Annotated in this window: 19 protein-coding genes and 1 tRNA gene; 8 read left to right on the forward strand and 12 right to left on the reverse strand. The window is 60.9% G+C overall.

What is annotated here, in order from left to right; genetic code table 11:
- Positions 1-85: 85 nt before the first annotated feature.
- The 6 genes from ACO07C_RS09370 to ACO07C_RS09395 all read right to left on the reverse strand — a co-directional run bounded on the left by ACO07C_RS09370 (position 86) and on the right by ACO07C_RS09395 (position 5,804).
- A complete protein-coding gene (locus tag ACO07C_RS09370; protein WP_421913892.1) occupies positions 86-877 on the reverse strand; it encodes a class I SAM-dependent methyltransferase in 792 nt (263 codons plus the stop codon).
- A gap of 365 nt (positions 878-1,242) precedes the next feature.
- On the reverse strand, positions 1,243-2,124 hold the full coding sequence (gene rfbD, locus ACO07C_RS09375; RefSeq protein ID WP_421913893.1) for a dTDP-4-dehydrorhamnose reductase: 882 nt from the start codon (positions 2,122-2,124) through the stop codon (positions 1,243-1,245).
- Positions 2,121-3,191, reverse strand: a complete 1,071-nt coding sequence (rfbB, locus tag ACO07C_RS09380; protein ID WP_421913894.1) for a dTDP-glucose 4,6-dehydratase — start codon at positions 3,189-3,191, stop codon at positions 2,121-2,123. The genes rfbD and rfbB overlap by 4 nt, the downstream gene beginning before the upstream one ends.
- 10 nt (positions 3,192-3,201) lie before the next feature.
- Complete coding sequence (gene rfbC, locus ACO07C_RS09385; protein ID WP_421913895.1) at positions 3,202-3,756, reverse strand: dTDP-4-dehydrorhamnose 3,5-epimerase; 555 nt, start codon at positions 3,754-3,756, stop codon at positions 3,202-3,204.
- On the reverse strand, positions 3,757-4,638 hold the full coding sequence (rfbA, locus tag ACO07C_RS09390; RefSeq protein ID WP_421913896.1) for a glucose-1-phosphate thymidylyltransferase RfbA: 882 nt from the start codon (positions 4,636-4,638) through the stop codon (positions 3,757-3,759).
- A 572-nt stretch (positions 4,639-5,210) separates the two neighbouring features.
- The gene (locus tag ACO07C_RS09395; protein ID WP_421913898.1) at positions 5,211-5,804 is read right to left on the reverse strand and encodes a biotin transporter BioY; all 594 of its coding nucleotides are present in this window, start codon (positions 5,802-5,804) and stop codon (positions 5,211-5,213) included.
- 115 nt (positions 5,805-5,919) lie between these two features.
- Here ACO07C_RS09395 and ACO07C_RS09400 point away from each other — a divergent pair, with 115 nt between their 5' ends.
- Positions 5,920-6,828 carry an MBL fold metallo-hydrolase gene (locus ACO07C_RS09400; protein ID WP_421913899.1) on the forward strand — a complete coding sequence of 303 codons (909 nt, stop codon included), beginning with the start codon at positions 5,920-5,922 and terminating at the stop codon, positions 6,826-6,828.
- A 2-nt stretch (positions 6,829-6,830) separates the two neighbouring features.
- On the opposite strand, the gene ACO07C_RS09405 is transcribed toward ACO07C_RS09400, so the two are convergent.
- Together ACO07C_RS09405 and ACO07C_RS09410 are read right to left on the reverse strand one after the other, a co-directional pair.
- On the reverse strand, positions 6,831-7,616 hold the full coding sequence (locus ACO07C_RS09405) for a DUF1499 domain-containing protein (protein ID WP_421913900.1): 786 nt from the start codon (positions 7,614-7,616) through the stop codon (positions 6,831-6,833).
- Between the two features lie 120 nt (positions 7,617-7,736).
- Positions 7,737-9,365, reverse strand: a complete 1,629-nt coding sequence (locus tag ACO07C_RS09410) for a fatty-acid--CoA ligase (RefSeq protein WP_421913901.1) — start codon at positions 9,363-9,365, stop codon at positions 7,737-7,739.
- 189 nt (positions 9,366-9,554) lie between these two features.
- Between ACO07C_RS09410 and ACO07C_RS09415 the strand changes: the two genes are divergently transcribed.
- Together ACO07C_RS09415 and ACO07C_RS09420 are read left to right on the forward strand one after the other, a co-directional pair.
- The gene (locus ACO07C_RS09415) at positions 9,555-9,911 is read left to right on the forward strand and encodes a hypothetical protein (protein ID WP_421913902.1); all 357 of its coding nucleotides are present in this window, start codon (positions 9,555-9,557) and stop codon (positions 9,909-9,911) included.
- A 121-nt stretch (positions 9,912-10,032) separates the two neighbouring features.
- A complete protein-coding gene (locus ACO07C_RS09420; protein ID WP_421913903.1) occupies positions 10,033-10,419 on the forward strand; it encodes a DUF427 domain-containing protein in 387 nt (128 codons plus the stop codon).
- A gap of 29 nt (positions 10,420-10,448) precedes the next feature.
- Here the strand turns inward: ACO07C_RS09420 and ACO07C_RS09425 are convergent, their stop codons facing one another.
- Positions 10,449-11,189, reverse strand: coding sequence for a polysaccharide deacetylase family protein (locus ACO07C_RS09425; RefSeq protein WP_421913904.1), 741 nt, complete (start codon positions 11,187-11,189; stop codon positions 10,449-10,451).
- A 159-nt stretch (positions 11,190-11,348) separates the two neighbouring features.
- On the reverse strand, positions 11,349-14,027 hold the full coding sequence (gene ppdK, locus ACO07C_RS09430) for a pyruvate, phosphate dikinase (RefSeq protein ID WP_421913905.1): 2,679 nt from the start codon (positions 14,025-14,027) through the stop codon (positions 11,349-11,351).
- 211 nt (positions 14,028-14,238) lie between these two features.
- Here ppdK and ACO07C_RS09435 point away from each other — a divergent pair, with 211 nt between their 5' ends.
- From ACO07C_RS09435 to ACO07C_RS09450, 4 genes are all read left to right on the forward strand, one after another.
- Complete coding sequence (locus tag ACO07C_RS09435; RefSeq protein WP_421913907.1) at positions 14,239-14,583, forward strand: VOC family protein; 345 nt, start codon at positions 14,239-14,241, stop codon at positions 14,581-14,583.
- A 139-nt stretch (positions 14,584-14,722) separates the two neighbouring features.
- Positions 14,723-14,797: transfer RNA gene (locus ACO07C_RS09440), tRNA-Gln, on the forward strand.
- A 112-nt stretch (positions 14,798-14,909) separates the two neighbouring features.
- Positions 14,910-17,000, forward strand: coding sequence for a glycosyltransferase family 25 protein (locus ACO07C_RS09445; RefSeq protein ID WP_421913908.1), 2,091 nt, complete (start codon positions 14,910-14,912; stop codon positions 16,998-17,000).
- Positions 17,001-17,311: 311 nt separating this feature from the next.
- Positions 17,312-18,184: a phytanoyl-CoA dioxygenase family protein gene (locus ACO07C_RS09450; protein ID WP_421913909.1), complete on the forward strand. Its 873-nt coding sequence runs from the start codon at positions 17,312-17,314 to the stop codon at positions 18,182-18,184.
- An 89-nt stretch (positions 18,185-18,273) separates the two neighbouring features.
- Here ACO07C_RS09450 and ACO07C_RS09455 read toward each other — a convergent pair whose 3' ends face one another.
- The gene (locus ACO07C_RS09455; protein ID WP_421913910.1) at positions 18,274-19,176 is read right to left on the reverse strand and encodes a LysR family transcriptional regulator; all 903 of its coding nucleotides are present in this window, start codon (positions 19,174-19,176) and stop codon (positions 18,274-18,276) included.
- A 128-nt stretch (positions 19,177-19,304) separates the two neighbouring features.
- Between ACO07C_RS09455 and ACO07C_RS09460 the strand changes: the two genes are divergently transcribed.
- Positions 19,305-20,942, forward strand: a complete 1,638-nt coding sequence (locus tag ACO07C_RS09460; protein WP_421913912.1) for an ABC transporter substrate-binding protein — start codon at positions 19,305-19,307, stop codon at positions 20,940-20,942.
- Between the two features lie 513 nt (positions 20,943-21,455).
- Here ACO07C_RS09460 and ACO07C_RS09465 read toward each other — a convergent pair.
- The gene (locus ACO07C_RS09465; RefSeq protein ID WP_421913913.1) at positions 21,456-22,439 is read right to left on the reverse strand and encodes an NAD-dependent epimerase/dehydratase family protein; all 984 of its coding nucleotides are present in this window, start codon (positions 22,437-22,439) and stop codon (positions 21,456-21,458) included.
- Positions 22,440-22,543 lie beyond the last annotated feature (104 nt).

The raw sequence follows: 22,543 nt of genomic DNA on the forward strand, positions 1-22,543 counted from the left end.
TGGTCGTGCGTTCCAGATCCGCTTGAACTGCGAGCCAGATTCGAGCTCAGATTTGTACACTTCTCTAAACCTTTGCCCTGTGGTCTTAGAGCGTAGAAAAACTTCTGCCCGACGTCTTGTAGATCGCCGGCAAAGACAGCTTCTCTTTATGCCTCAATCCGTCGCCTCGTGTAATAACGGCGAACGCAGGCGATACTGCTTCGATTTTGGCAACTATGCTTGGGTCGGATGCATGGACCATGAGAAGTTCAAACAGGAGGTTCGTCAGCGCTGGCCGTCCATGGAAGTAAGATTCATCGCTTTGCCATTTGTCATCTGGCCAATGGGCCCAGCCCCAATCCTCCAGGAAAAACTTCCCTCCGGGACGAAGGTAGCCAAAAGATGCCTCGAAACTCGCTTTGGTATACCCATATTCATGAGAGCAGTCATCGGTGATGACGTCCAGCGGCGAATCACCAAACTCATCGTCCAGAATCTTTCGTAAAGCTACCCCATCATCCTGCATGGTTCGACCAAAAAGCCTAATTCGATTCTCAAAACCAGCACGTTCGATGTGACGCATTAACGCGGCAGATGGCAGCTTGTAGTCGATGGCGACGATCTTCTCCGGCGAAAGGGTGTCGGCAAGCAGCAGCGGCATCCCTCCTTCGAAGAAGCCAATCTCGAATATTCTTTTGACGTTCGGAGGCAAGTGCTCTTCATACAGATCCAGCATTGCTGAATCCTTCAGCAATGCGATGCTTTCGTCATTTGTTTCAAGGGTAAAAACACTTGTCGATGAAGCAAACGTAAAGTTTTTTGTTTGAAACGAACCTTCTGCAAGCGACCGCCGTTCCAGCCGTCGCGCGAGGTTCTTTTTCCAAAATTTCCAATGCATGAGATGATTTTTCCCGATCTAGAAATACCCATCAATGCTCTTCGGGAGCGTTCCCGTCCGCCCGCCAAGAGGGTGCTGCTTCAATGCCCAACAACCAACGCACGGCCCGAAGTAACTAAGGCTCAGAATTCAAGCGCCGCGTGCTAGTCGCGGTATCGGGCTCATCCAAAGTCCGCTTGCCCCGATCTCGATGACGGCGCTCCTCGAGGTGATAGTTAATGGTGAAGTTGGAGCGGCTCTCTAACCTACCTTCCTGGCAGGCACGCCCCGATTTCGATTTGCAGCTCCAATTGAAAGATGGGTAGAAATGATAAGACGACTAATAGCTCGGTTCACAGTGCCGCACTCACCCAAGCGCCATAAATTTACGACAATATATATCGAACTACTCTCTCCATAGAATCCCGCCAGCCCGGCGCAGCCGCACCGAACACCCCCGCGAATTTCGCGGTTGAAAGCCGGGAACTGGCGGGGCGTCGCGCCTTGGTCGGGTAGTCCATCGTAGCAATGTCTCGTACCCGCGCCCAAGGACCACCAGACACGCGGCTTGTGTCCAGGATATGACGGGCGAAGCCACTCCAGCTGGTCTCGCCCGTGCCGGCCAGATGGTAAGCGCCGAAGGAAGCAAAGTCCTTGTTGCCCTCCAGTACTGACGCCACACGCAAGATCGCGTCGGCGATGTCCAGCGCCGAGGTCGGGTTGCCCCACTGGTCGGCCACGACCGCTATCTCGTCGCGGTCGCCAGCCAGCCGCAGCATGGTTTTCACGAAATTCTTGCCGAACGGGCTGTAGACCCATGCGGTGCGCAAGATCAGATGGCGCGGGTTGGCCGCTATCACTGCCTGTTCGCCCGCCAGCTTGGAAGCGCCATAGACGCTGCAGGGTGCGGTAGGGTCGGTTTCCACATAGGGTCGCTCGGCCTTGCCGTCGAAGACATAGTCGGTCGACACGTGAATGATGGGAATGCCAAGCCGCGCCGTTGCCTCGGCTATCTTGCCGGCGCCGACCGCATTGACGGCAAAGGCGGTCTCGGGCTCGTCCTCGGCCTGGTCCACGGCGGTGTAGGCGGCAGCCGAAACGACAAGATCGGGCCGTGACGCCTCCAGCGCTTCGGCCACGGTGTCGGGCCTCAGCAGGTCGAGCTCCGGCCTGCCAATGGCGATGACCTCCATGCCCGGGCGACCCTGCGCGACTTCCAGCAGGCTTCTGGCGACCTGTCCCTCGCGTCCGGTGACGACAATCCTCACGCCGCGCCCTTTCGCGCTTCGCCCAGCCGCTCGCCGGCGTAGCGCTCGCGCCGTATCGGCCCCCACCACCATTCGTTCTGGAGATACCAGTCGACGGTCCTGGCGAGGCCGCTGTCGAACGTCTCCCGCGGCGCCCAGCCGAGATCCCGGCCGATCTTGGATGCATCGATCGCATAGCGGCGGTCATGGCCAGGGCGGTCGGTCACGAAGGAGATGAGCTCACGGTAGCGCCGGCCGCTCGGGCGTGGGCGCTTGCGGTCAAGAAGATCGCAGATGGTCTCCACCACCGCCAGGTTGGTGCGCTCCGAGCCGCCGCCGACATTGTAGCTTTCTCCGACCGCGCCGCGCGTGGCGACCATTGCCAGGGCGCGCGCATGGTCCTCGACGTAAAGCCAGTCGCGCACATTGGCGCCGGCGCCGTAGACCGGCAGCGGCTTTTCATCGAGCGCGTTCAGGATGACCAGCGGGATCAGTTTTTCAGGGAAATGGAACGGGCCGTAATTGTTCGAGCAGTTCGACAGGACGACCGGCAGGCCGTAGGTGTCGTGCCAGGCGCGGACCAGGTGGTCGGACGCCGCCTTCGACGCCGAATAGGGCGAGGACGGTGCATAGGGCGTGTCCTCGGTGAAGACGCCGCTGTCGAAAGGCAGGTCGCCAAACACCTCGTCGGTCGAGACGTGATGGAAGCGAAAGCGGCTTTTTTTCTCGTCGGACAGTCCGCGCCAATAGTGCAGCGCCGAATCGAGCAGCCGGTATGTCCCGACGATGTTGGTTTCGATGAACGCACCCGGCCCATCGATGGACCGATCGACATGGCTCTCGGCCGCGAGATGCATCACGATGTCGATCTCGTGGCGATGCAATATGTCGAGGACGGTCCTGTCGTCGCAGATATCCGCATGCTCGAAACGGTAATTGTGCGCGTTCTCGATTGGCCGCAGCGAGGCGAGATTTCCCGCATAGGTGAGCTTGTCGAGATTGGTGACGTGATAGGCCGGATTGGCGCACAAATGCCTGCACACGGCCGAACCGATGAAGCCGGCGCCTCCGGTGACGAGGAAATTCATGGCGCCCTCCTCATGCGAACACCTCGGCGGCGGCGAGCGTTGGCGCCTTGAGGTCCTTGTCCGAAAGCTGAAACCCTCCGGCCACCGAAGGCCAGTCGATGCCGATGGTGGGGTCGTCGAAGCGGATCGACCGGTCATGCTGCGGCGAATAGGTATCGCTGACCTTATACAGGACCTCCGTGTCCGGGACGAGCGTCACGAAACCGTGCGCGAAGCCCTTGGGCACCAGGATCTGGTTGCCTTTCTCGGCGGAGACCTCAAGCGCGACCCATTTTCCAAAGGTGCCGGAGCCCTTGCGGATATCGACCGCCACATCGAGAATCCTGCCCCGGATGACCCGGAGAAGCTTGTCCTGCGCGCGCGGCGGAAGTTGATAGTGCAGCCCCCTCAGCACGCCCGCGGCAGCGGAATAGGACTGGTTGTCCTGGACGAAAGGCAGGGCGATGCCTGCCTCCGAAAACCGCTGGGCATTGTAGGTTTCGACAAAGAAACCGCGCGCATCGCCGAATCGCTTCGGGATGATCTCCAGCACGCCTTCGAGACCGAGGGACCTGACCTCCAGCATCTATCCCTCCGACAGATCCACGACACGCCGGCGCAGATAGGCGGCATAGTCGTTCTTTCCCAGGCGGTCGGCGCGTTGCAGAACCTTGTCCGCGGTCAGCCAACCCTGTTCAAAGGCAATTTCTTCCGGGCACGCAACCTTGATACCCTGACGATGCTCGATCGTTCTCACGAAGGATGAGGCCTCATGAAGGCTGTCTTGCGTGCCGGTATCGAGCCAGGCATAGCCACGACCCAGCTGGTGAACCTGCAACTGCCCGCGCTCCAGGTAGACGTTGTTGATCGCGGTGATCTCGAGCTCGCCACGTTCCGACGGCCGGATCGTGGGGGCAATGTTTACAACATCATTGTCGTAGAAATAGAGGCCGGTGATGGCCCAGTTGGATTTTGGTTTTTCCGGCTTTTCCTCGATCGTCAATGCGGCGCCCGTGGCCTTGTCGAACGAGACCACGCCATACCGATGCGGATCGTCGACATGGTAGGCGAACACGGAAGCGCCGCTTTCGCGCGATGCCGCGGTGCGGCAGAGCCGCGACAGGCCCTCGCCGAAATAGATATTGTCGCCAAGGATCATCGATACGCTGTCCTTGCCGATGAATTCGCGCCCGATGATGAAGGCTTCGGCCAGGCCGTTCGGATGGGGCTGCTCCGCGTAGGACAGCTCAAGCCCGAACTCCGAACCATCACCAAGCAGGTCGCGAAAAACCGGCAGGTCGCGTGGCGTCGAGATGACCAGAATCTCGCGGATTCCCGCCAGCATCAATACGCTCAGCGGATAGTAGATCATCGGCTTGTCGTATATCGGGAGGATTTGCTTAGATATCGCTAATGTTAACGGATAGAGCCGGGTCCCGCTGCCGCCGGCAAGGATAATCCCTTTCAACAAGCTCTCCTTGGACTGCCGAGCCCCCCAGCCCTGACACAAGTCGCCCGTTGCTTAGGTTTCGCGCAACGGCTTGTCAATCTTGGCCCTGAACAAACACCGGGAATACGTTGACAAGCATGCCAACCGTTCTCACGGCGAACACGATCAGAATCCGCGCCGCGACGGTGCGGATGTACGCAAAACGCCAGCTTTTCAATGTCGAATTGAGATCGCTGGCGCCATTCTTCAATGTGATAAAAAAGTACAGTCTAATATAATGACATTATCGATTGCAGAAGGACTATGCGGCAGGACTTTCAACTTCCCATCGATTGGCGCAATGTTCGGACGGCGCCTGTCGGGCCCAGGAAGCGCTCGCGGGGTTCGGCGATGCGGTACTCAGCGCGCCCTCTAGCCGACGTGCTTGGGCTCGGATGCATTCAGGCGCCGGGGTTGCCCACCAACCGGCATCAATGCGTTGGGGACTGGTGTGGAGAATTGCCTGGGAAGCCGCCAAGCGAAGCGTCTCTGAAAATAAAAATGCCGCCAGGCAGCGATCGCCTGGCGGCATAAGACGACGTTTCCAGTTTTCAGCCGCGCTTCGGCAGCAGTGACCAGGCGGCGGGCACAAGGCATGCGGCCAGGGCAACCTTGATCAGGTCGCCGACAATAAAGGGCATCACGCCAAACTGCCACGACTTCTCGGGGCCGATCAGCTGCGCCAGCCATGCAAAGCCCATCGCCATCATGAGCGCTTCGGCGACCAGCATCGCGCCAAGCAGCTTGACCGGGTTGCGGTCCCAGCCGCGATCCGCGGCCCAGCCGACGATCGCTGCCATGACCACGAAGCCGGCGAGATAACCGCCGGTCGAGCCGAGCATGTAGGCAATGCCAAGGCCCTTTTCCGGCGTGCCTTGAAACACCGGGAAGCCCATGGCGCCCTCGGCCATGTAGAGAAGCAGGGTGGCGACGCCCAGGCGCAGGCCGAATCCAGCGGCGATCAGGAAGACCGCCAGCGTCTGCATAGAGATGTCGACAGGGCCGAGCACCACCTTCGTCTTGGCCGACACGGTCAACAGCAGCGTTCCGGCGATGGCCAGGAAAAGCTGAGTCGCCAGCCGGCTAACACCTTTTTCGGGCAGAGCCAGAGAAACAAGCGGACGCATCGTTGTTGCAATTGCCATGGTCTTCCCCATTCCGGTTGCCGCTTCCTGATGATCGCGGCCTCGCGTTTTCCTATATTGGCTTCCGTGTTATGCGGCAATCGCTTTTGCCGCCCCGCCAACAGAGCACGATGCCATGGCCCTTGAGTTCGATGCCCGTTTCGATCCATCCTACGGGGCCGGTGTAGTCGTTGCTCCCGGCGTGCTTCGCATTACCGCGCCCAATCCCAGTCCCTTCACCTTTCACGGCACCAACAGCTACATTGTCGGCCAAGACACGCTGGCGGTAATCGATCCGGGGCCGGACGATGACGCGCATTTTAGGACATTGCTCGACGCCATCGGCGGCAGGCCGGTCAGCCACATCTTGGTCAGCCACACGCATCGCGACCATTCTCCGCTGGCAGCCCGCTTGAAAGAGCATACGGGCGCCCTGGTCCTGGCCGAGGGTTCACATCGTCCGGCACGACCCTTGCGAATCGGCGAGATCAATCCGCTCGACGCCAGCGCCGACACCGATTTTGTTCCCGACATCGCGCTCCCTGACGGAACGCTTGTCGATGGAGACGGTTGGTCGCTGCGGACGGTGCTGACCCCAGGCCACACAGCCAATCACGCGGCGTTTGCGCTGGAGGGAACCGGCATCCTGTTTTCGGCCGACCACGTCATGGCGTGGGCAACCAGCATCGTGGCGCCTCCGGATGGCGCCATGGCCGACTACATGGCCTCGCTGGATCGACTGATCGAACGCGACGACCGACTGCTGCTGCCTGGCCATGGCGGACCGGTGACGGCGCCGCGCAGTTTCATGCGAGGATTGAAGACCCATCGAAAGATGCGCGAACGGGCAATCCTGGAGCGGATCAGGGGCGGCGACCGGACGATCAAGGACATGGTCAAGGCGATCTACCGTGATACCGATCCGCGCCTGCATGGCGCGGCCGGGCTGTCAGTGCTCGCCCATCTCGAGGATCTGGTGGCCCGCGGGCTGGTCGACACGGAAGGTGCCCCGGCAATCGACGGCACCTTCACGCCTGCCGCATAGATCTATTCGGCCTGGGCTGCTCCCACCTGACCCGCGACTTCCTGGTCCAACTCCGCCAGGAAATCCATGATCCGGGTGGCATTGTCGCCCAGGTCATATCGGCCATAGCGTGAGGCCGAACGCATATCGACGGTAACCGTATCGCCATCGTCGGTTATACGGATGGCCACGTCGACAGGAAGATCGATCACGAAACTCTTTGCCAGCGCGTTGATCGTCACCTGGCTTTGCCCGGCTGCGTCGGGATAAGGCGCCGCGAGTTGCCAATCATGCCTGTCGACCACTGTCTCGACAGCATCAACGATACGGTCGAACGGCAGATTGTAGCTGCGCCCGGTGACAAGCGGGTAGCTTTCGGTTTGAAGCCGCTGCTCGCCAGGCGTTGCCGGCGCGAGTTCGTTCATGTCCTTGGTCCGCGTGGACACATCGAGCACGGGAGGATCATCGACATCGGTGGAGATGTCCCGGAGCGGCGGATAGGTTGCCGCCCAATAGGCGGCAACGCCAAAGGGAACCAGCACCAGGACCGCCAGCAATGCACCGACGGTGAGGTCGCGGCCGCCACGGTCGCCGAAATGCCAAAGCCTCGAAAAGGCCAATCCGGCAAACAGAAGCGCAAGCGCCGCCAGCAGGGCTACAATGCCGAGTACCCACAGGAAAGCCGGCGTTTCGACGAAGTCGTATCGATGGCCTATGAAGGCGGTCAGCAGCAGGACCGCCGAAAAAGCCCCGGTCCGCCGCGACCAGCCGGCGGCCTTCGACGTCTGCCGTTCACGAATAGTAGCCATTATTCTCTGCACTGTCCCAACCCGAACGGAGGCTTAGAGCAAAGAGCGCGCGGGTTGAAGCCGTTGCGCCACGCCTCGTGCCTTTTCGCCCCGGCTTGAGGTGAAGGCGCAACATCGAATTCAATCCGTCGGCAGGCGGTAATCCCTGAATTGCTGGCGCAACGTCGTCTTCTGGATCTTCCCAGCGGCGGTATGGGGGATTTCGCCGACAAAGGCGACATCATCGGGCATCCACCATCTGGCCACCTTGCCTTCCATGAATTCGAGAATATCCGTCTTGGTCGGGTCCTTGCCCGGCTTGCGGACGATGACCAGCAAGGGCCGCTCGCCCCATTTCGAATGGGCGACGCCGATGGCCGCCGCTTCGGCCACATCCGGATGGCCGACTGCCAGATTCTCCAGGTCGATGGTCGAGATCCATTCGCCGCCGGATTTGATGACGTCCTTGGCGCGATCGGTGATCTGCATATAGCCGCCAGCGTCGATATGCGCGACATCGCCGGTGTCGAACCAGCCCTCCTTGTCGAACTGTTCGGAACCGGCGCCATTATAATAGGCGCGGGCGACAGCCGGTCCGCGCACCTTGAGGCGTCCGAACGTCTTGCCGTCCCAGGGCAATCCATTGTTGGCGTCATCGGTCACCTTCATCTCGACGCCGAAAGGCGCATAACCTTGTTTCTGCTGGACATCGAGCCGGGCCTCGCCCTGGAGGCCCGCATATTCCGGCTTCAACGTGCAGAGCGTGCCGAGCGGAGACATTTCGGTCATGCCCCACGCATGGACGACCTGGACATCGTAATTGTCCTGGAATTTCTGCATGATCGCACGCGGGCAGGACGAGCCGCCAATGACCACCTTGTTCAAATGGGGAAGCTTCTTGCCGGTCTCCTCCAGATATTGAAGCAGCATCATCCATACGGTCGGGACGGCGGCACTGAATGTCACCTTCTCGGTATCGAGCAGTTCATAGATCGAAGCCCCATCCATCTTGCAGCCTGGCATGACCAGCTTGGCGCCGATCATCGGAGCGCTCTGGCCAAGGCCCCAGGCATTGGCGTGGAACATGGGGACTACCGCCAGGATGGTGTCGCGCGACGAGATGCCCATCGCGTCGGGCATCGCGGCGATCATGGCGTGAAGCACGTTGGACCGGTGGCTGTAGAGAACGCCCTTGGGGTCTCCGGTCGTGCCTGACGTGTAACACATGCCGGCGGCGGTGTTTTCATCGAAAATCTTCCAGGCGAAGTCACCATCGGCCTCAGCCAGCCATTCCTCGTAGGCAACGACATTCGGCAGAGCCGTTTGCGGCATATGTGCCTTGTCGGTCAGCACGATCACCTGCTTCAACGACGGGACGGCGCGGGCGATCTTCTCCAGAAGCGGCATGAATGTCAGGTCGACGAAGACAGCCTTGTCCTGCGCGTCGTTCATGATCCAGGTGATCTGTTCGGGAAAGAGACGCGGATTGAGCGTATGGTAGATCGCGCCGATGCCCATGATGCCGTACCAGGCTTCGATGTGGCGCGCCGTATTCCAGGCCAATGTCGCGATGCGGTCTCCGGCGCCATAGCCATCGCGCTCGAGCCGCTGGGCGACCTTCAGAGCGCGGCCGTGGATTTTGGCGTAACTGGTGCGGACAACCGGGCCCTCGATCGAACGCGAAACGATTTCGCGTTCGCCGTGTTGTCGGCCCGCATTGTCGATCAGCTTGTGGCAAAGCAGCGGCCATTCCTGCATCAGTCCGAGCATTCCGTTCCTCCCCGCGCCAGGCGCCATGCTTTTCGCCATTGTGGATCGAACCGACGGATTGTCCAGTCACCGCCAGGCTGAAGCGGTGCTTTGACTGAAATGACGCGGAAAACCGCCATAATCCGGCCATCGTCGGCGTTAAGGTTCGTTAACGGGGCGGGGTGCGATTGGCGACTGAAAGAGGTTCGCATGGACGCGCAACTCGACGACGAGATTCTCGAAAATTCGCTTGCCGAAAGTCTGGCCGATATGGTGCCGGACCCCAAGACTGTTTCCGAAGACGAATTCGTTGAGGTCGTCGGTGGCGCGCTTGAGGCTGTCGGCGGCACATTGCTGTTCAAGATGTGTGTTCAAAACGACGGCGAGGGCCAGCATGTGGCCGCGGCCTCAGTCGGCGACGGCGGCAATCGCCAGTTCTTGCTCCTGACGCTGCCGACCGGCGGTGGCGCTCTCAAGGTCGAAACCGCGTCAAAAAGCACGAATCCGGTTGCCGGGATCGCCGCGGCCTATGCGGGACTGATGGACGCATTCCGGGCCGCTGCCTGATCCCTGCCGCTTCGACGTCAAGAGCTGGCTCAACAAGCAAAGGCAGACGCCAGTCTTGCGGAACAGGTTTGCGCGACACACTTTAGGTTCGCCCCTTCGACCGAGGCAAAGGAGAACCCGTATGGACAAGCTCGCAAACCCCTCCCCGGGATTTCAACGCAATCCTGGCAAGGTAATTACCGTCGAACCCTACCACGGAACCGTCACCGTGCGTGCCGGCGGCACGATCGTTGCATCATCCAGGAATGCCAAGGTGCTCACCGAGCCTCCCTATGCCGCGGCCTTCTACATTCCTTTCGGTGACATCGACTTCGAAAAGTTGCGCAAGACCGAACTCTCGACCCACTGCCCCTACAAGGGTGACGCCAGCTACTGGAGCGTCTTGCCGGCCAGTGATGGCAAGGATGCGATGTGGGCTTACGAACAGCCTTTCGATGAGATGGCGGGCATCCGCGACCACGGCGCGTTCTACCCAAACAAGGTCACAATCGAAGCCACCAAGGCTTGAACAGGCGCGGAAGCCGCCTGCGGTGACGGTCAGTCGGTGGTGCCGTGGCTGCCGATACCATCGGCATCATCCAGCCGCACGAAAGTCAGCCCCTTGGCCTTCAGGGCCAGGAGGCCTTCAACCACGCCTTCGCCCGCCGCGTGGGTCGGCTGGTTGATGTGCGAGATGATGACGTCGCCATCCTTGGCAGCGGCGATGCGTCGGGCGGTCTCCTTTGCGCCCAGCAAGGAACCACCGTCGCCGTTGATCGAGAAGCCCGCAATCTTGAAGCCCAGCTTGCGGATCATGGCGATGGCCGACGGGCTGTACTCGGCGGTTGCGCCACGAAACCATTTTGGGGCCGGCTCGCCGGTCTTGGCCAATGCGGCAGCACCCGACTCGACCTCGGCCAGAACCGCCTCCGGACTGCCGGCGCTGCGAATGCCGTAGATCTTCTGCGGCGTGTCGACCGCCGGGACATGATGGCCGCCGTGATTCTCCAATTCGAACAGGTCCGGATGCGACCGCATGATCTCGACCGCGGCGGCATTGCGCTTCAGCCAGATTCCGGTGACGAAAATGGTGGCTGGAATCTTGTTTTCGACAAGCGCCGACAGGATCCGGTTGTCGGTCTGTCCGCCGCACGCGTCGAGTGTCAGCGCGACGCGGCCCGCGCCACCCGCTTGCGATTTGAGATGCAATGTCGGCTCGACCAGTGGCGCGGCATGGCTCGCGGAGACTGCCGACATCGCGATCGCGATTGCGCAGAGATGTTTTGGGAACAGGCGCATGCTTTGGTTTCCAGACGGATATACAACTCACCCACTGCCCGCATCAAGGCGGAAATCAGGACGATGCATATACAACTGCCGACGTCGCGACAATTTGACCGCGGCAGCGCAGCAGATTTCTCCCTAGGAGTCGAGGGCAGCATTACCCGGTCCCCGCCCCTACCCGCGGCCCTCCTTCGCGGCCCGCACGGCGGCCTGTGCCGCGGCCAACCTGGCAATCGGCACACGGTATGGCGAGCAAGACACGTAGTCGAGACCAACCTCCTCGCAGAAATGGATCGAGGCCGGATCGCCACCATGTTCGCCGCAAATGCCGAGCTTGATGTCGGGCCGCGTCGCCCTGCCCTTTTGCGCCGCCATGCGTACCAGTTCGCCTACACCCTCGATATCGAGCGAGACGAAGGGATCCTGCTCGATGATGCCCTTCTGGCGGTAGGTTTCGAGGAATGAGGCCGCGTCGTCGCGCGAGATGCCGAATGTGGTCTGGGTGAGATCATTGGTGCCGAACGAGAAGAATTCGGCGGACTCGGCAATGACATGGGCGCGGATCGCCGCGCGCGGCAGTTCGATCATCGTGCCGGTCAGATAGTCGATCTTGACGCCGGTCTCCTCCATCACGCTCTTGGCAACCGCATCGATGCGCGCTTTTACGTAGTCGAGTTCCTTCACAAGGCCGACCAGCGGCACCATGATCTCAGGAACGACCAATGCGCCGGCCTTCTTGCCGGCTTCGACCGCGGCTTCGAAGATGGCGCGCGCCTGCATTTCAGCGATCTCCGGATAGGAGACGGCCAACCGGCAGCCACGATGGCCAAGCATCGGGTTGAATTCGTGCAGCGCTTCGGTGCGTTGCCTGAGTTTGTCGGGCGACACGTTCATCGCGGCAGCGACCTCGGCGACTTCCGCCTCGGTCTTGGGCAGGAACTCGTGCAGCGGCGGATCGAGCAGACGGATCGTCACCGGCAGGCCGGCCATGATCTCGAACAGTTCAAGGAAATCCGAGCGCTGCATGGGCAACAGCTTGGCAAGCGCCGTGCGCCGGTCCTTCTCCGTATCGGCCAGGATCATCTCGCGCATGGCAATGATACGGTCGCCATCGAAGAACATATGCTCGGTACGGCATAGCCCGATGCCTTCGGCGCCGAAGGAACGCGCCATGCGCGCATCGAGGGGCGTTTCGGCGTTGGTGCGCACTTTCATGCGGCGCACCGCGTCCGCCCACTCCATGATGGCGGCGAAATCGCCGGAAAGCTCCGGCTGCAGCATCGACACGGCGCCTTTCAACACCTGGCCGTTGCTGCCATCAATGGTGATGATGTCGCCCTTGCGGAAAGTTGACCCCATCGCCACCAGCGTGCCCGACTTGTAGTCGACGCGCAGCGAGCCGGCGCCCGACACGCAAGGCTTGCCCATGCCGCGCGCCACCACCGCGGCGTGGCTGGTCATGCCGCCGCGCGTGGTCAGGATGCCTTCCGAGGCGTGCATGCCGTGGATGTCCTCGGGACTGGTTTCGATGCGCACCAGGATAGCCTTGCGTCCCTGTGTCTTCAGGTCTTCCGCGTCGCTGGAGGAAAAAACGATTTCGCCGGTGGCGGCACCTGGCGAAGCCGGCAGGCCGATGGCAATCACATCGCGCGCGGCCTTCGGATCGATTGTCGGATGCAGCAACTGATCAAGCGAAGCCGGGTCGATGCGGGCAACGGCTTCCTCTTTCGTGATCAGCTTGTCCCTGGCCATTTCGACAGCGATTTTCAGCGCGGCCTTGGCCGTGCGCTTGCCCGAGCGCGTCTGCAGCATCCACAATTTGCCGCGCTCGATGGTGAATTCGAGGTCCTGCATGTCACGATAGTGCTGCTCCAGCCGATCGGAAATGGTCACGAAAGACTGGAAGGCATCCGGCATCAGCTTCTCAAGCGACGGCTTGTCGGAACCGGCGGCGATTCGCGCGGCCTCGGTGATGTTCTGCGGCGTACGGATGCCGGCGACGACATCCTCGCCCTGCGCATTCACCAGGAACTCGCCATACAGCATCTTTTCGCCGGTCGACGGGTTGCGGGTGAAGGCAACGCCTGTCGCCGAGGTATCGCCCATATTTCCGAACACCATGGCCTGGACGTTGACCGCCGTGCCCCAGCTTTCGGGAATGTCGTGAAGTCGGCGATAGGTGATGGCGCGGTTGTTCATCCAGCTCGAAAACACCGCCGATATCGCACCCCAGAGCTGCTCATGCGGATCCTGCGGGAAGGGTTTTCCGAGTTCCTCCTCGACCTTGGCCTTGTAGAGCGCGATGACGCCCTGCCATTCGGCGGCCGTCAGTTCGGTGTCGAGTTCGTGACCGAGCCCACCCTTCTGATCCTCCAGGATTTCCTCGAAGACCTCGTGATCAAGGCCCATGACGACATCGGAATACATCTGGATGAAGCGGCGGTAGCTGTCATAGGCGAAGCGCGCATCGCCGGAATCCGCGGCCAGGGCCTCTACCGTCTCGTCGTTGAGACCGAGATTGAGCACGGTATCCATCATGCCGGGCATCGATGCGCGGGCGCCTGAACGGACCGAAACGAGAAGCAGTTTCGACGGATCGCCAAAACGTCGGCCGGTCAGCCGGCCGATGTGGTCAAGCGCGATCGTGACATCCGACTCCAGCGATGCGGGATACGTCCTGGCATTGGCGTAGTAGGCATTGCAGACCTCGGTCGTGATTGTGAAGCCCGGCGGCACTGGCAGGCCCAGGCTGCACATTTCAGCGAGGTTGGCGCCTTTGCCTCCCAGCAGATTCTTGTCGCCGGCACGGCCTTCCGCCGCGCCATCGCCGAAGGTGTAAACCCACTTGGTCATGCTTTGCTCTCCGGTTGCAGGAGATTGGAAAGATTGACGAAACGAATGGTTCCGCCGGGTCCGACTTCGGAGCGATATGATGCTGCACTGCGAAAGGCAAGCGTCGCAAAGGTCGGCAGGCTTCTACAATCGATTAAGAGAAACCGAAGGCAAAATGACTTGCGGACAATCCGCACCCGCAATAGAACAAAACAAGAACAGGAGGTGCCTCATGAAACTCACAGGAAAACTCGATTATCTGGAAATGCCGGCGACGGGCGGCAAACTGGACAGGCTGAAGGCTTTCTATAGCGCGGCCTTCTCGTGGTCGTTCACGGATTACGGACCGACCTATTCCGCCTTCTCGGAAGGTCTTGACGGCGGGTTCCAGGCTGACAGTGGCGAAGCGCCCGGCAAGCCGCTGCCAGTCCTTTATTCCGACGATCTTGAAGACACACTGGGCGCTGTCGAAAATGCCGGCGGCACGATCATCAGACCGATCTTTTCATTTCCCGGCGGCAGGCGATTCCATTTCGTCGACCCTGCAGGAAATGAACTGGCCGTCTGGGGCGAATAGCCCCTTGCGCATGATATGGCGGTGCTCGGTCGGGTAGCCAATTGACGTTCCCAGCTTCGCTCATACGCACTGTGCTTTAGGATTGTGCTTTTCGGCTGCTCTGCTAATAACGCGCCGCGCAAGCGAGTCTGACGGCTATTGGGGCGTCGCCAAGCGGTAAGGCATCGGTTTTTGGTACCGACATTCCCAGGTTCGAATCCTGGCGCCCCAGCCATATCCACAGGTCCATTCCCGACACGCAGAGGCCCAGGACCATCTTTGGGCTTCCCTTGGGTGCGATTGGCTAATAATCGTGCTGCGGGGTGGCGGTCCAAGACGGGATTTTAATGAACCTTCCTATCTTTGCCATCAACCTTGATCGCGAAACCGATCGCTGGGACACATTGCACGCCAGCGCCCAGGCAAACGGCCTGATCGTGCAGCGTATTGCCGCCATCGACGGCCGGGCACTCGACAAAAGCAGCTGGACAAAGATCGATCTTGCGGCCGCGCGCCAGCTGAACGGGCGTGACATCCTGCCCGGCGAATATGCCTGTTACCAAAGCCATATTCACGCACTGGAAACGTTTCTGGCTGAGGGCAGCGCCCATGGCCTGATTATCGAGGATGACGTTGTCTTCAGCGAAGACACGACACGGCGCATAGAGGCCATCATCGCCGCCGTTCCCAATTTCGACGTCATCAAGCTGACCAACCATCGCACGAGCCTGTTCATGCGCGCCGTCGAGACGATCGAAGGCGACGAGATCGGGCGCGCGCTGCATGGCCCGCAAGGCTCGGCCGCGGCCTATCTGGTGACGCGAGAAGGGGCGCAAGGGCTGATATCGGCACTGGCGGTTATGAAAATGCCCTGGGACGTGGCACTCGAACGATTTTGGGATACCGGTCTGAAGGTCTATTCGGCCCGCAAGAACGTGCTCGTCTTCTCTGCCTGCAGCGAAACCTCGGGTATAGCCGGCCCCTCGGGCAGCTATAAATCCGCGCGACTTTCCTGGCCAAGCCGGTGGAGCGCCGGGGCGTTGCAGGCCGCAGACCATCTGCGCCGCCTGCACCACGTCCTGCTACGACCGCCCTTGCCGCGTGAAATCCCTGACTACGCCAGAGATGAAGCGCCGCGCAACACGCCGCTTCTAATGGTTGCCGCCTTCGCCATTCTCGCTTTGGTTTCGGCGGTGTGGCACGAGGCTCATACTTATCGCTACGCGGGGATGACGCTGACCACGGTCGCACTGATCCGGTGGTTCAGGCTGGATCTGTGGACCTACAGCAAGCCGCTGATCGGATGGGCCGGCTATCTGTGCCTGGGGTGGTCGCTCTATGCCTTCATCCGGCTGGCGATCGTCTATTTCAGCACCGGCCAGTTGGGCAGCGCCGAGGGCATCTACCTGTTTCCACTGTTTTACGCGACGACCGGCTTCGCGCTTTTGCTGTTTGTCAGGCGGCCCGCGCAACTCGTGCTCTGGTTCATGATCCTCAGTTTGGTCTTCCTGGCGACGGACACCAGTTACTTTGACATACTTCATGGCATCAGGCCGGATCCATGGCTTTTCAACAATCCCATCCATGCGTCGGTGGCGGCTGGTTTCATCTTCCTTTGCGCGCTGCAGTTCATGGCGTACACGGCCCAACGAACGGACCTGAACAACACAACCAGAAGCCTGCACTGGGCGCTGGCGGCAGCCGTCCTCCTGTTCGCCCTCACCAACATCATTGTGCTGCGGTCAAAAGGCGTCTGGCTTGCGCTTGCACTCGTGCTGCTCCTGCTCGCGGTCATGACCCTGGCGAGGGGCCATCGCCGGGAATTGATGGTCGCGGGCGGCGTGCTGGCGGTCGTGGCAGCCTGCATTGCCGCCACATTCGACATCTTCTGGTCAACCGCGGGCGACACCATAATGTTCGTCAAGGCGCTGGTGTCGGATGTTTTGAGCCACGGCGTCCTGGCGGCCTTCGACCACGCCATCGCCAGCGATACCGTTCCGATCCAGGCCAAGGAGCGGCTGATGCTGTGGGCGAATGCGATCGAGGTCTGGAAACGCCATCCGATCTTCGGAGCCAGTTCCAGTTGGCTCACCGAATGGGACAACAGGACATATCACCCCGACATCTACAACGTCTTCCACAACGGCTATCTGGAAGTAGCGGTACGGTATGGCGTGGTTGGGCTCGCGTTCTTTGTATTTCTCTATGCCTGGTCATCCAGGCAAGTCCTGCTGGCCGCGCGGGCCAGGCTGATCGCTTCGGCCGCATGGCCCTGCTACATTTCAACGCTGGTCTTCTTCGCCGTAACCATTCTCAGCAATTCGAACAACCGGCTGGCCATGGGAGAGGCCTTCTTGTGGTTCGCCGCCGCATTCGGCTTCTATTGTTTCTATCTGCGTCAACAGACGAATCTTGTAGAGCCGAGAACCTATTTCTAGACGGTCGCCATATCGCGCAATCGCGGACGCCCATGACAGGTCCAGGCAACAGGGCCCGGCGCTTTCGAGAATGATTCGATCGGGCTCGATCGGTCAGCCCCGGCCGAAACCCGGAAAGGCCGGCGCTCAATTCGCCGCTCGCATCTTCTCCCGGCTTCGAATCCTGGCGGCAAGCGCCAGCGTCTACGTGTCTCGATTATCATCCTTGCGTCACTTTCCCGATAATCGGGAAAGTCGATGCCGGAATTCGCGACTTATCGACAGCGAACCCTTTGTTACGGTCACGTCGGATCACACGACAGGGGTTGAAGATGCTGACGGACAAACAGGCGCGCGATGCGGTGGAGCAGTATCGCGAGGAGGGATACGCGGTCGTTCGACAGTTCGTCGACGGCGACGAGATGACCCGGCTCAGGAAGGAAACCGATGCCGTCTATGCCGAGGGTCTGAAGCATCACGCCACCTACCGTCACGGCAATCTCAGCTTCCAGATTCTGCCTGAATCGGATTTTGGTCAGCGCTATGTGCTGCAGGCCTACTGGTTTTCATGGATCAACAGCTATTTTGAAGAATTCCGGCGCAATGCGGATTACCTGAAACTGCTTGAAGGACTGATCGGCCGCGACATCCGGCAGATCGCGCAGCAGCTCCACTGGAAGCCACCGGGCGCCAATGTCACGGGCTATCGTTTCCATCAGGACCTCCGCTTCCGCAATCAAGCTGCCTTCGACAACGTCGCCGACGCGACCGTGACCACGGGCCTCGCGGTCGACAGGGCAACGCTCGACAATGGTTGCCTTCAGGTCGTGCCCGGCAGCCACAAACTCGGTTATCTCGGTCTTTCCGACGAAGGAACCGGCGAGCTGATGAAGGGGCTGACGGCCGAGGAAGAGCTGCGCAAGGTGGGCATCGACCCGGCGACCATCGTTCCTCTCGTGCTGGAGCCCGGTGACCTCGCCATGTGGGGACTGCTTACCGTGCACGGCTCTTCCCCCAACAAGTCGCGGCACGACCGCGCCTTCGCCCTGTCCAGCTATGTGCGGGCCGACTCGACGCAGCGCGGCGAATGGGCGTTCCGCAACGGCTTCTCCGTGCCGCTCGGAGAGACGCCGACGCTTTGCAAATACGAGAAGCTCTTCGAGGAGCCGGGACCGATGTACGACACCACCGCCTGGTGGAAATGACGTCGTCGGAATTGCCTTTGGGGGCAAGAGGGGCCTGGCTTTCGCGCCGGGCCCCTTCCGGCATTGGCCAGACGCGTCCGTGCGGCCTGTCAGGCGGTGAAGTCCGCGGACAATTCGCGGACCAGGAAATCGACGAAAGCGCGCACCTTGGCGGCGATATAGGTTCGATGCGGATAGAGCGCGTAGATCGGGCTGGAATCCGGGCGAAACTCGTCGAGTTGCACTTCCAGCCGGCCATCGCCGATAGCGGTGTCAACCAGCAGGCTCGGCAGATTGCCGATGCCAAAGCCCGCGATCGTCATCTGGTAGGCGGCCTCGACACTGTTGGTCGAGATGCGCCCGCCCACGGCGGCATCGAACGCGGCTCCGTCCGGACCGACGAACGGCCAGGTGCCGAGACGCTTGGCGAAGTTGCTGAGCACGCAGGAATGACCAGCCAGATCATCGGGATGGTTGGGCCTGCCATGGCGGTCCCAGTATTCGGGCGTGGCGCAGACATAGTTGCGGACTTCGCCGAGCCGCCGCGCGATCAGCGCGGAATCCGCCTGACCGCCAAAGCGGATGGCAACGTCATAACCCTCCTCGACGATGCCCACGACATAGCGCGCCGTGAGATCGAATTCGATGGTCGTCAGCGGGTTCTCGTCAAGGAACCTCGGCACGAGCTTGGTGATGCGCGTGTGGCCGAGCACGTTGGAACAGGAAACCCGGATCAGGCCGCGCGTCTCCTTGTGAAGGCCGCGCGTCGAATCCTGAAGTTCCGAAATATCGTCCAGCACACCGCGCGCCCGAGGGGCATAGTCGCGCCCTGCTTCGGTGAGGCTGAGGCGGCGGGTGGTGCGGTTGATCAACCGGACGCCGAGATCGTCCTCCAGTTCCTTGACCATCCGGCTGACTGCCGTCGTCGACATGTTGAGGTCGCGTGCCGCGGCGGACAGGCTGCCCAGCAGGCAGACCCGGTCGAATACCCGCATCGCGGTCAGAAGATTCATCCTTGCACCCCCTCGCCGTCACACCTGCCCCACCGTCCGCAGCGTCTGACAGAAAACCGTGCCGAGCGAACACGCGGCAAGGGCATTCCACCGAATATGGGCGTAAAATCAACAATGGGAGAAACGATATGACATCCAGGCCTCTTCATCCGGCGATCGGCGCTTTGGTGCGCAGCGCCAAGAATGGCGCAGTCGACCGGCGCGAATTCCTGGCGCTTGCCAGTGCCTTCGGCGCCAGCACGGCCGTCGCCTACGGACTGATCGGCCAGCCGGTACCGGCGCATGCCGAAGAGGCTGCCCAGCCCAGGAAAGGTGGCGTCGTGCGGGTTGCCATGCAGGTCATGGAGCTTGAGGACCCGCGCACCTTCAAGGTCTCGCAAATGGGCAACATCGCCATGCAGTTCCTTGAACCGCTGGTGCGCTGGAAACCTGATTTCACTTTCCAGCCGATGCTGCTCGAAAGCTGGAAGATCAATGCCGATGCCACCGAATACGTGCTCAAGGTGCGGGCGGGCGTGAAATGGTCGAACGGTGACGAGCTCACGGCAGAGGACGTGGCGTTCAACATCACCCGCTGGTGTGAAAAGGAGACACCCGGCAATTCGATGGCCGGACGCATGACGTCGCTGATCGACCCAGACACGAAGATGGCGCGCGCTGGCGCCATTCAGATCAATGACGACCACACTATAGTCCTGAAACTGTCGCGGCCGGACATCACCATCATCCCTGCGATGACGGACTATCCGGCACTGATCGTTCACCGCTCTTTCAATCCGCAGGAAGCCACCCTGTCGGCCAAGCCCATCAGCACCGGTCCGTTCGAACTCAAGAAGCTCGATGTCGGCGTCGCGGCTTCGGTGCGCAAACGGCCCGACGGTTCCTGGTGGGGCGGCAACGTGTTCCTCGACGGTATCGACTGGGTCGACTACGGCACTGACTCGGCCGCCACCGTCTCCGCCTTCGAATCCGGCGAGATCGACCTGAACGGCCAGACGCAATCCTACGATGTTGGCATGCTCGACAAAATGGGGCTGAAGAAGTCGGAGATCGTCACCGCCGCCACCGTCGTTTCGCGCTGCAATGTCAACGCCAAGCCCTATGACGACAAGCGCGTGCGCAATGCCATCCAGCTGGCGGTGGATAATGAGGCGGTCCTGCAGCTTGGCGCCAACGGCATGGGCATTGTCGCGCAGAATGACCATGTCGGGCCAATGCACCCGGAGCATGCCGACTTGCCGCCGATCAAACGCGACCCAGCCAAAGCCAGGGCGCTGCTCCAGGAAGCCGGGCATCTCGACTTCGAGTTCGACTTGATTTCGGTGGAAGCCGACTATCGCAAGGAAAGCTCGGATGTCGTGGCCCAGCAGATGCGCGATGCCGGCTTCAAGGTGAAGCGCACCGTCATTCCGGAGTCCGCTTTCTGGAACGACTGGACGAAATACCCTTTCGCGACGACCAACTGGAACGCACGCCCACTCGGCATCCAGACCTATGCCCTCGCCTATCAGAGCGGATCGGCCTGGAATGAGACTGGGTTCGCCGATCCGGAGTTCGATGCGAAGGTGCAGAAAGCCAATGCGATTGCTGACGCCGGTCAGCGCCGCATACTGATGAAGGAACTGCAGGCGATGCTGCAGGACTCCGGCATCATCATCCAGCCCTACTGGCGAAAGCTGTTCTGCCATATGAAGCCCGGCCTGATGGGTTACCAGATGCATCAGGCCTATGAACAGGATTTCACCAAGGCCTGGCTCGCCGGCTGACCCACAGGGCAGTCGCAGTCAAGGCGGCGCGCCTGGAGGCGCCGCCTTGACTGCGGTTCACCGCGAAGGTTGTGCAAGGGCCGGCCACTCGACAGGACCGTTTGAACAGCCCGCCGTCCGCAATGGGCACAGCGAACACGGACGCCCGCACTCGCCCGGCCGCAAGCTGTCCATGCCGTCAGCAAGCCGCAAGATCGGTGCTTGCGGTAAGCCCCTGATCTGTCGTGTCTCACTCTGCGCTTCCGTCATTTGTCACAAGCTCCAGGTTCGACCTGAAGCCTATTCGCGCCAATGCATCGCGGAACCCGGTTTGAGCGGGAACGACCTTCCCGAAAAAAGGGAAATTGAGCCTGCATCCTCATCAGGCGGCACCTTGAAGTTCAAGATGAGCCATGAACGGCGGCGCCGGGAACAGAAGCGCGAAGCTGAAGGATGCGGCTAGCAGCATGAACGCGTTGGAACGGCTTGCTCATGCGAGACCGCGGACAAAGCGGATTGCCGCTCAAGGCTCCGTCACCGTGTCTTCGATCCCATCCACTCCGAACGATACCAATCCACGAACTTGCCCAGACCGGCTTCCAGGGAGGTCCGCGGCCTGAAGCCGAAATCCCGTTCCAGCGCGGTCATATCGGCGAAGGTCGTTTCGACATCGCTCGACTGCATCGGCTCGAAACCGCGGATGGCCTTCACGCCGAGGAGCCCTTCCAGGATGTCGATAAAATCACCGAGCCGAGCCGGTCGATTGTTACCGACATTATAGAGCCGGCTCGGCGGAATTTCGCCCAGAGGCGGCCTGTCGAGCACCGCCACGACCGCCTCCACAACATCGTCAACATAGGTGAAATCCCTCCACATGTCGCCATTGTTGAAAACCCGGATCGGCTTGCCGTCGAGCATGGCCTTGGTGAACATCCAATAGGCCATGTCGGGCCGGCCCCAGGGCCCATAGACCGTGAAGAACCGCAAGCCGGTCTGCGGCAGGCCAAAGAGGTGGGCATAGGTATGGCTCATCAACTCATCGGCTTTCTTGGTGGCGGCGTAGAGCGACACTGGTCTGTCGACCTGGTCCGTCTCGCTGAACGGCACTTTGCTGTTGCCGCCATAGACCGAACTGGACGAGGCATAGACCAGATGCTCGCATGCAGGCTGCGCCCGGCAGAACTCCAGCACTTCAAGATGACCGACGACATTGGACCGGACATAGGCCCGCGGATTGTCGAGCGAATAACGCACACCTGCCTGCGCGGCGAGATGAACGATCCTTCTGATGTCGAGCCCCGCGAGGGTAGCGCTCAGCGCGCCCTGTTCGGCGATATCGATCTGGTGGAATGAAAAATCCTCGTAAGCTCGAAGGCGGGCAAGGCGCCCGTTCTTCAGCGCCGGGTCGTAGTAGTCGTTCATATTGTCGACGCCAACCACCGCCTCCCCCCTGTTCAGGAGATACAGGCAGACATGGCTTCCGATAAATCCCGCGGCTCCAGTGACCAGTACAGGCAAGGGGCTCTCCAAAACATGTCAGGGGTCAGCCGGCGGAGCGGACCCTTTCGGTCCTCGCTATAATCGAATCCGGAAAGAGAGGCTATCGGCCCTGCGAGCGCTGG

Origin of the sequence: Mesorhizobium sp. (genome assembly GCF_965229135.1) — a bacterium.
Taxonomy (GTDB): domain Bacteria; phylum Pseudomonadota; class Alphaproteobacteria; order Rhizobiales; family Rhizobiaceae; genus Mesorhizobium.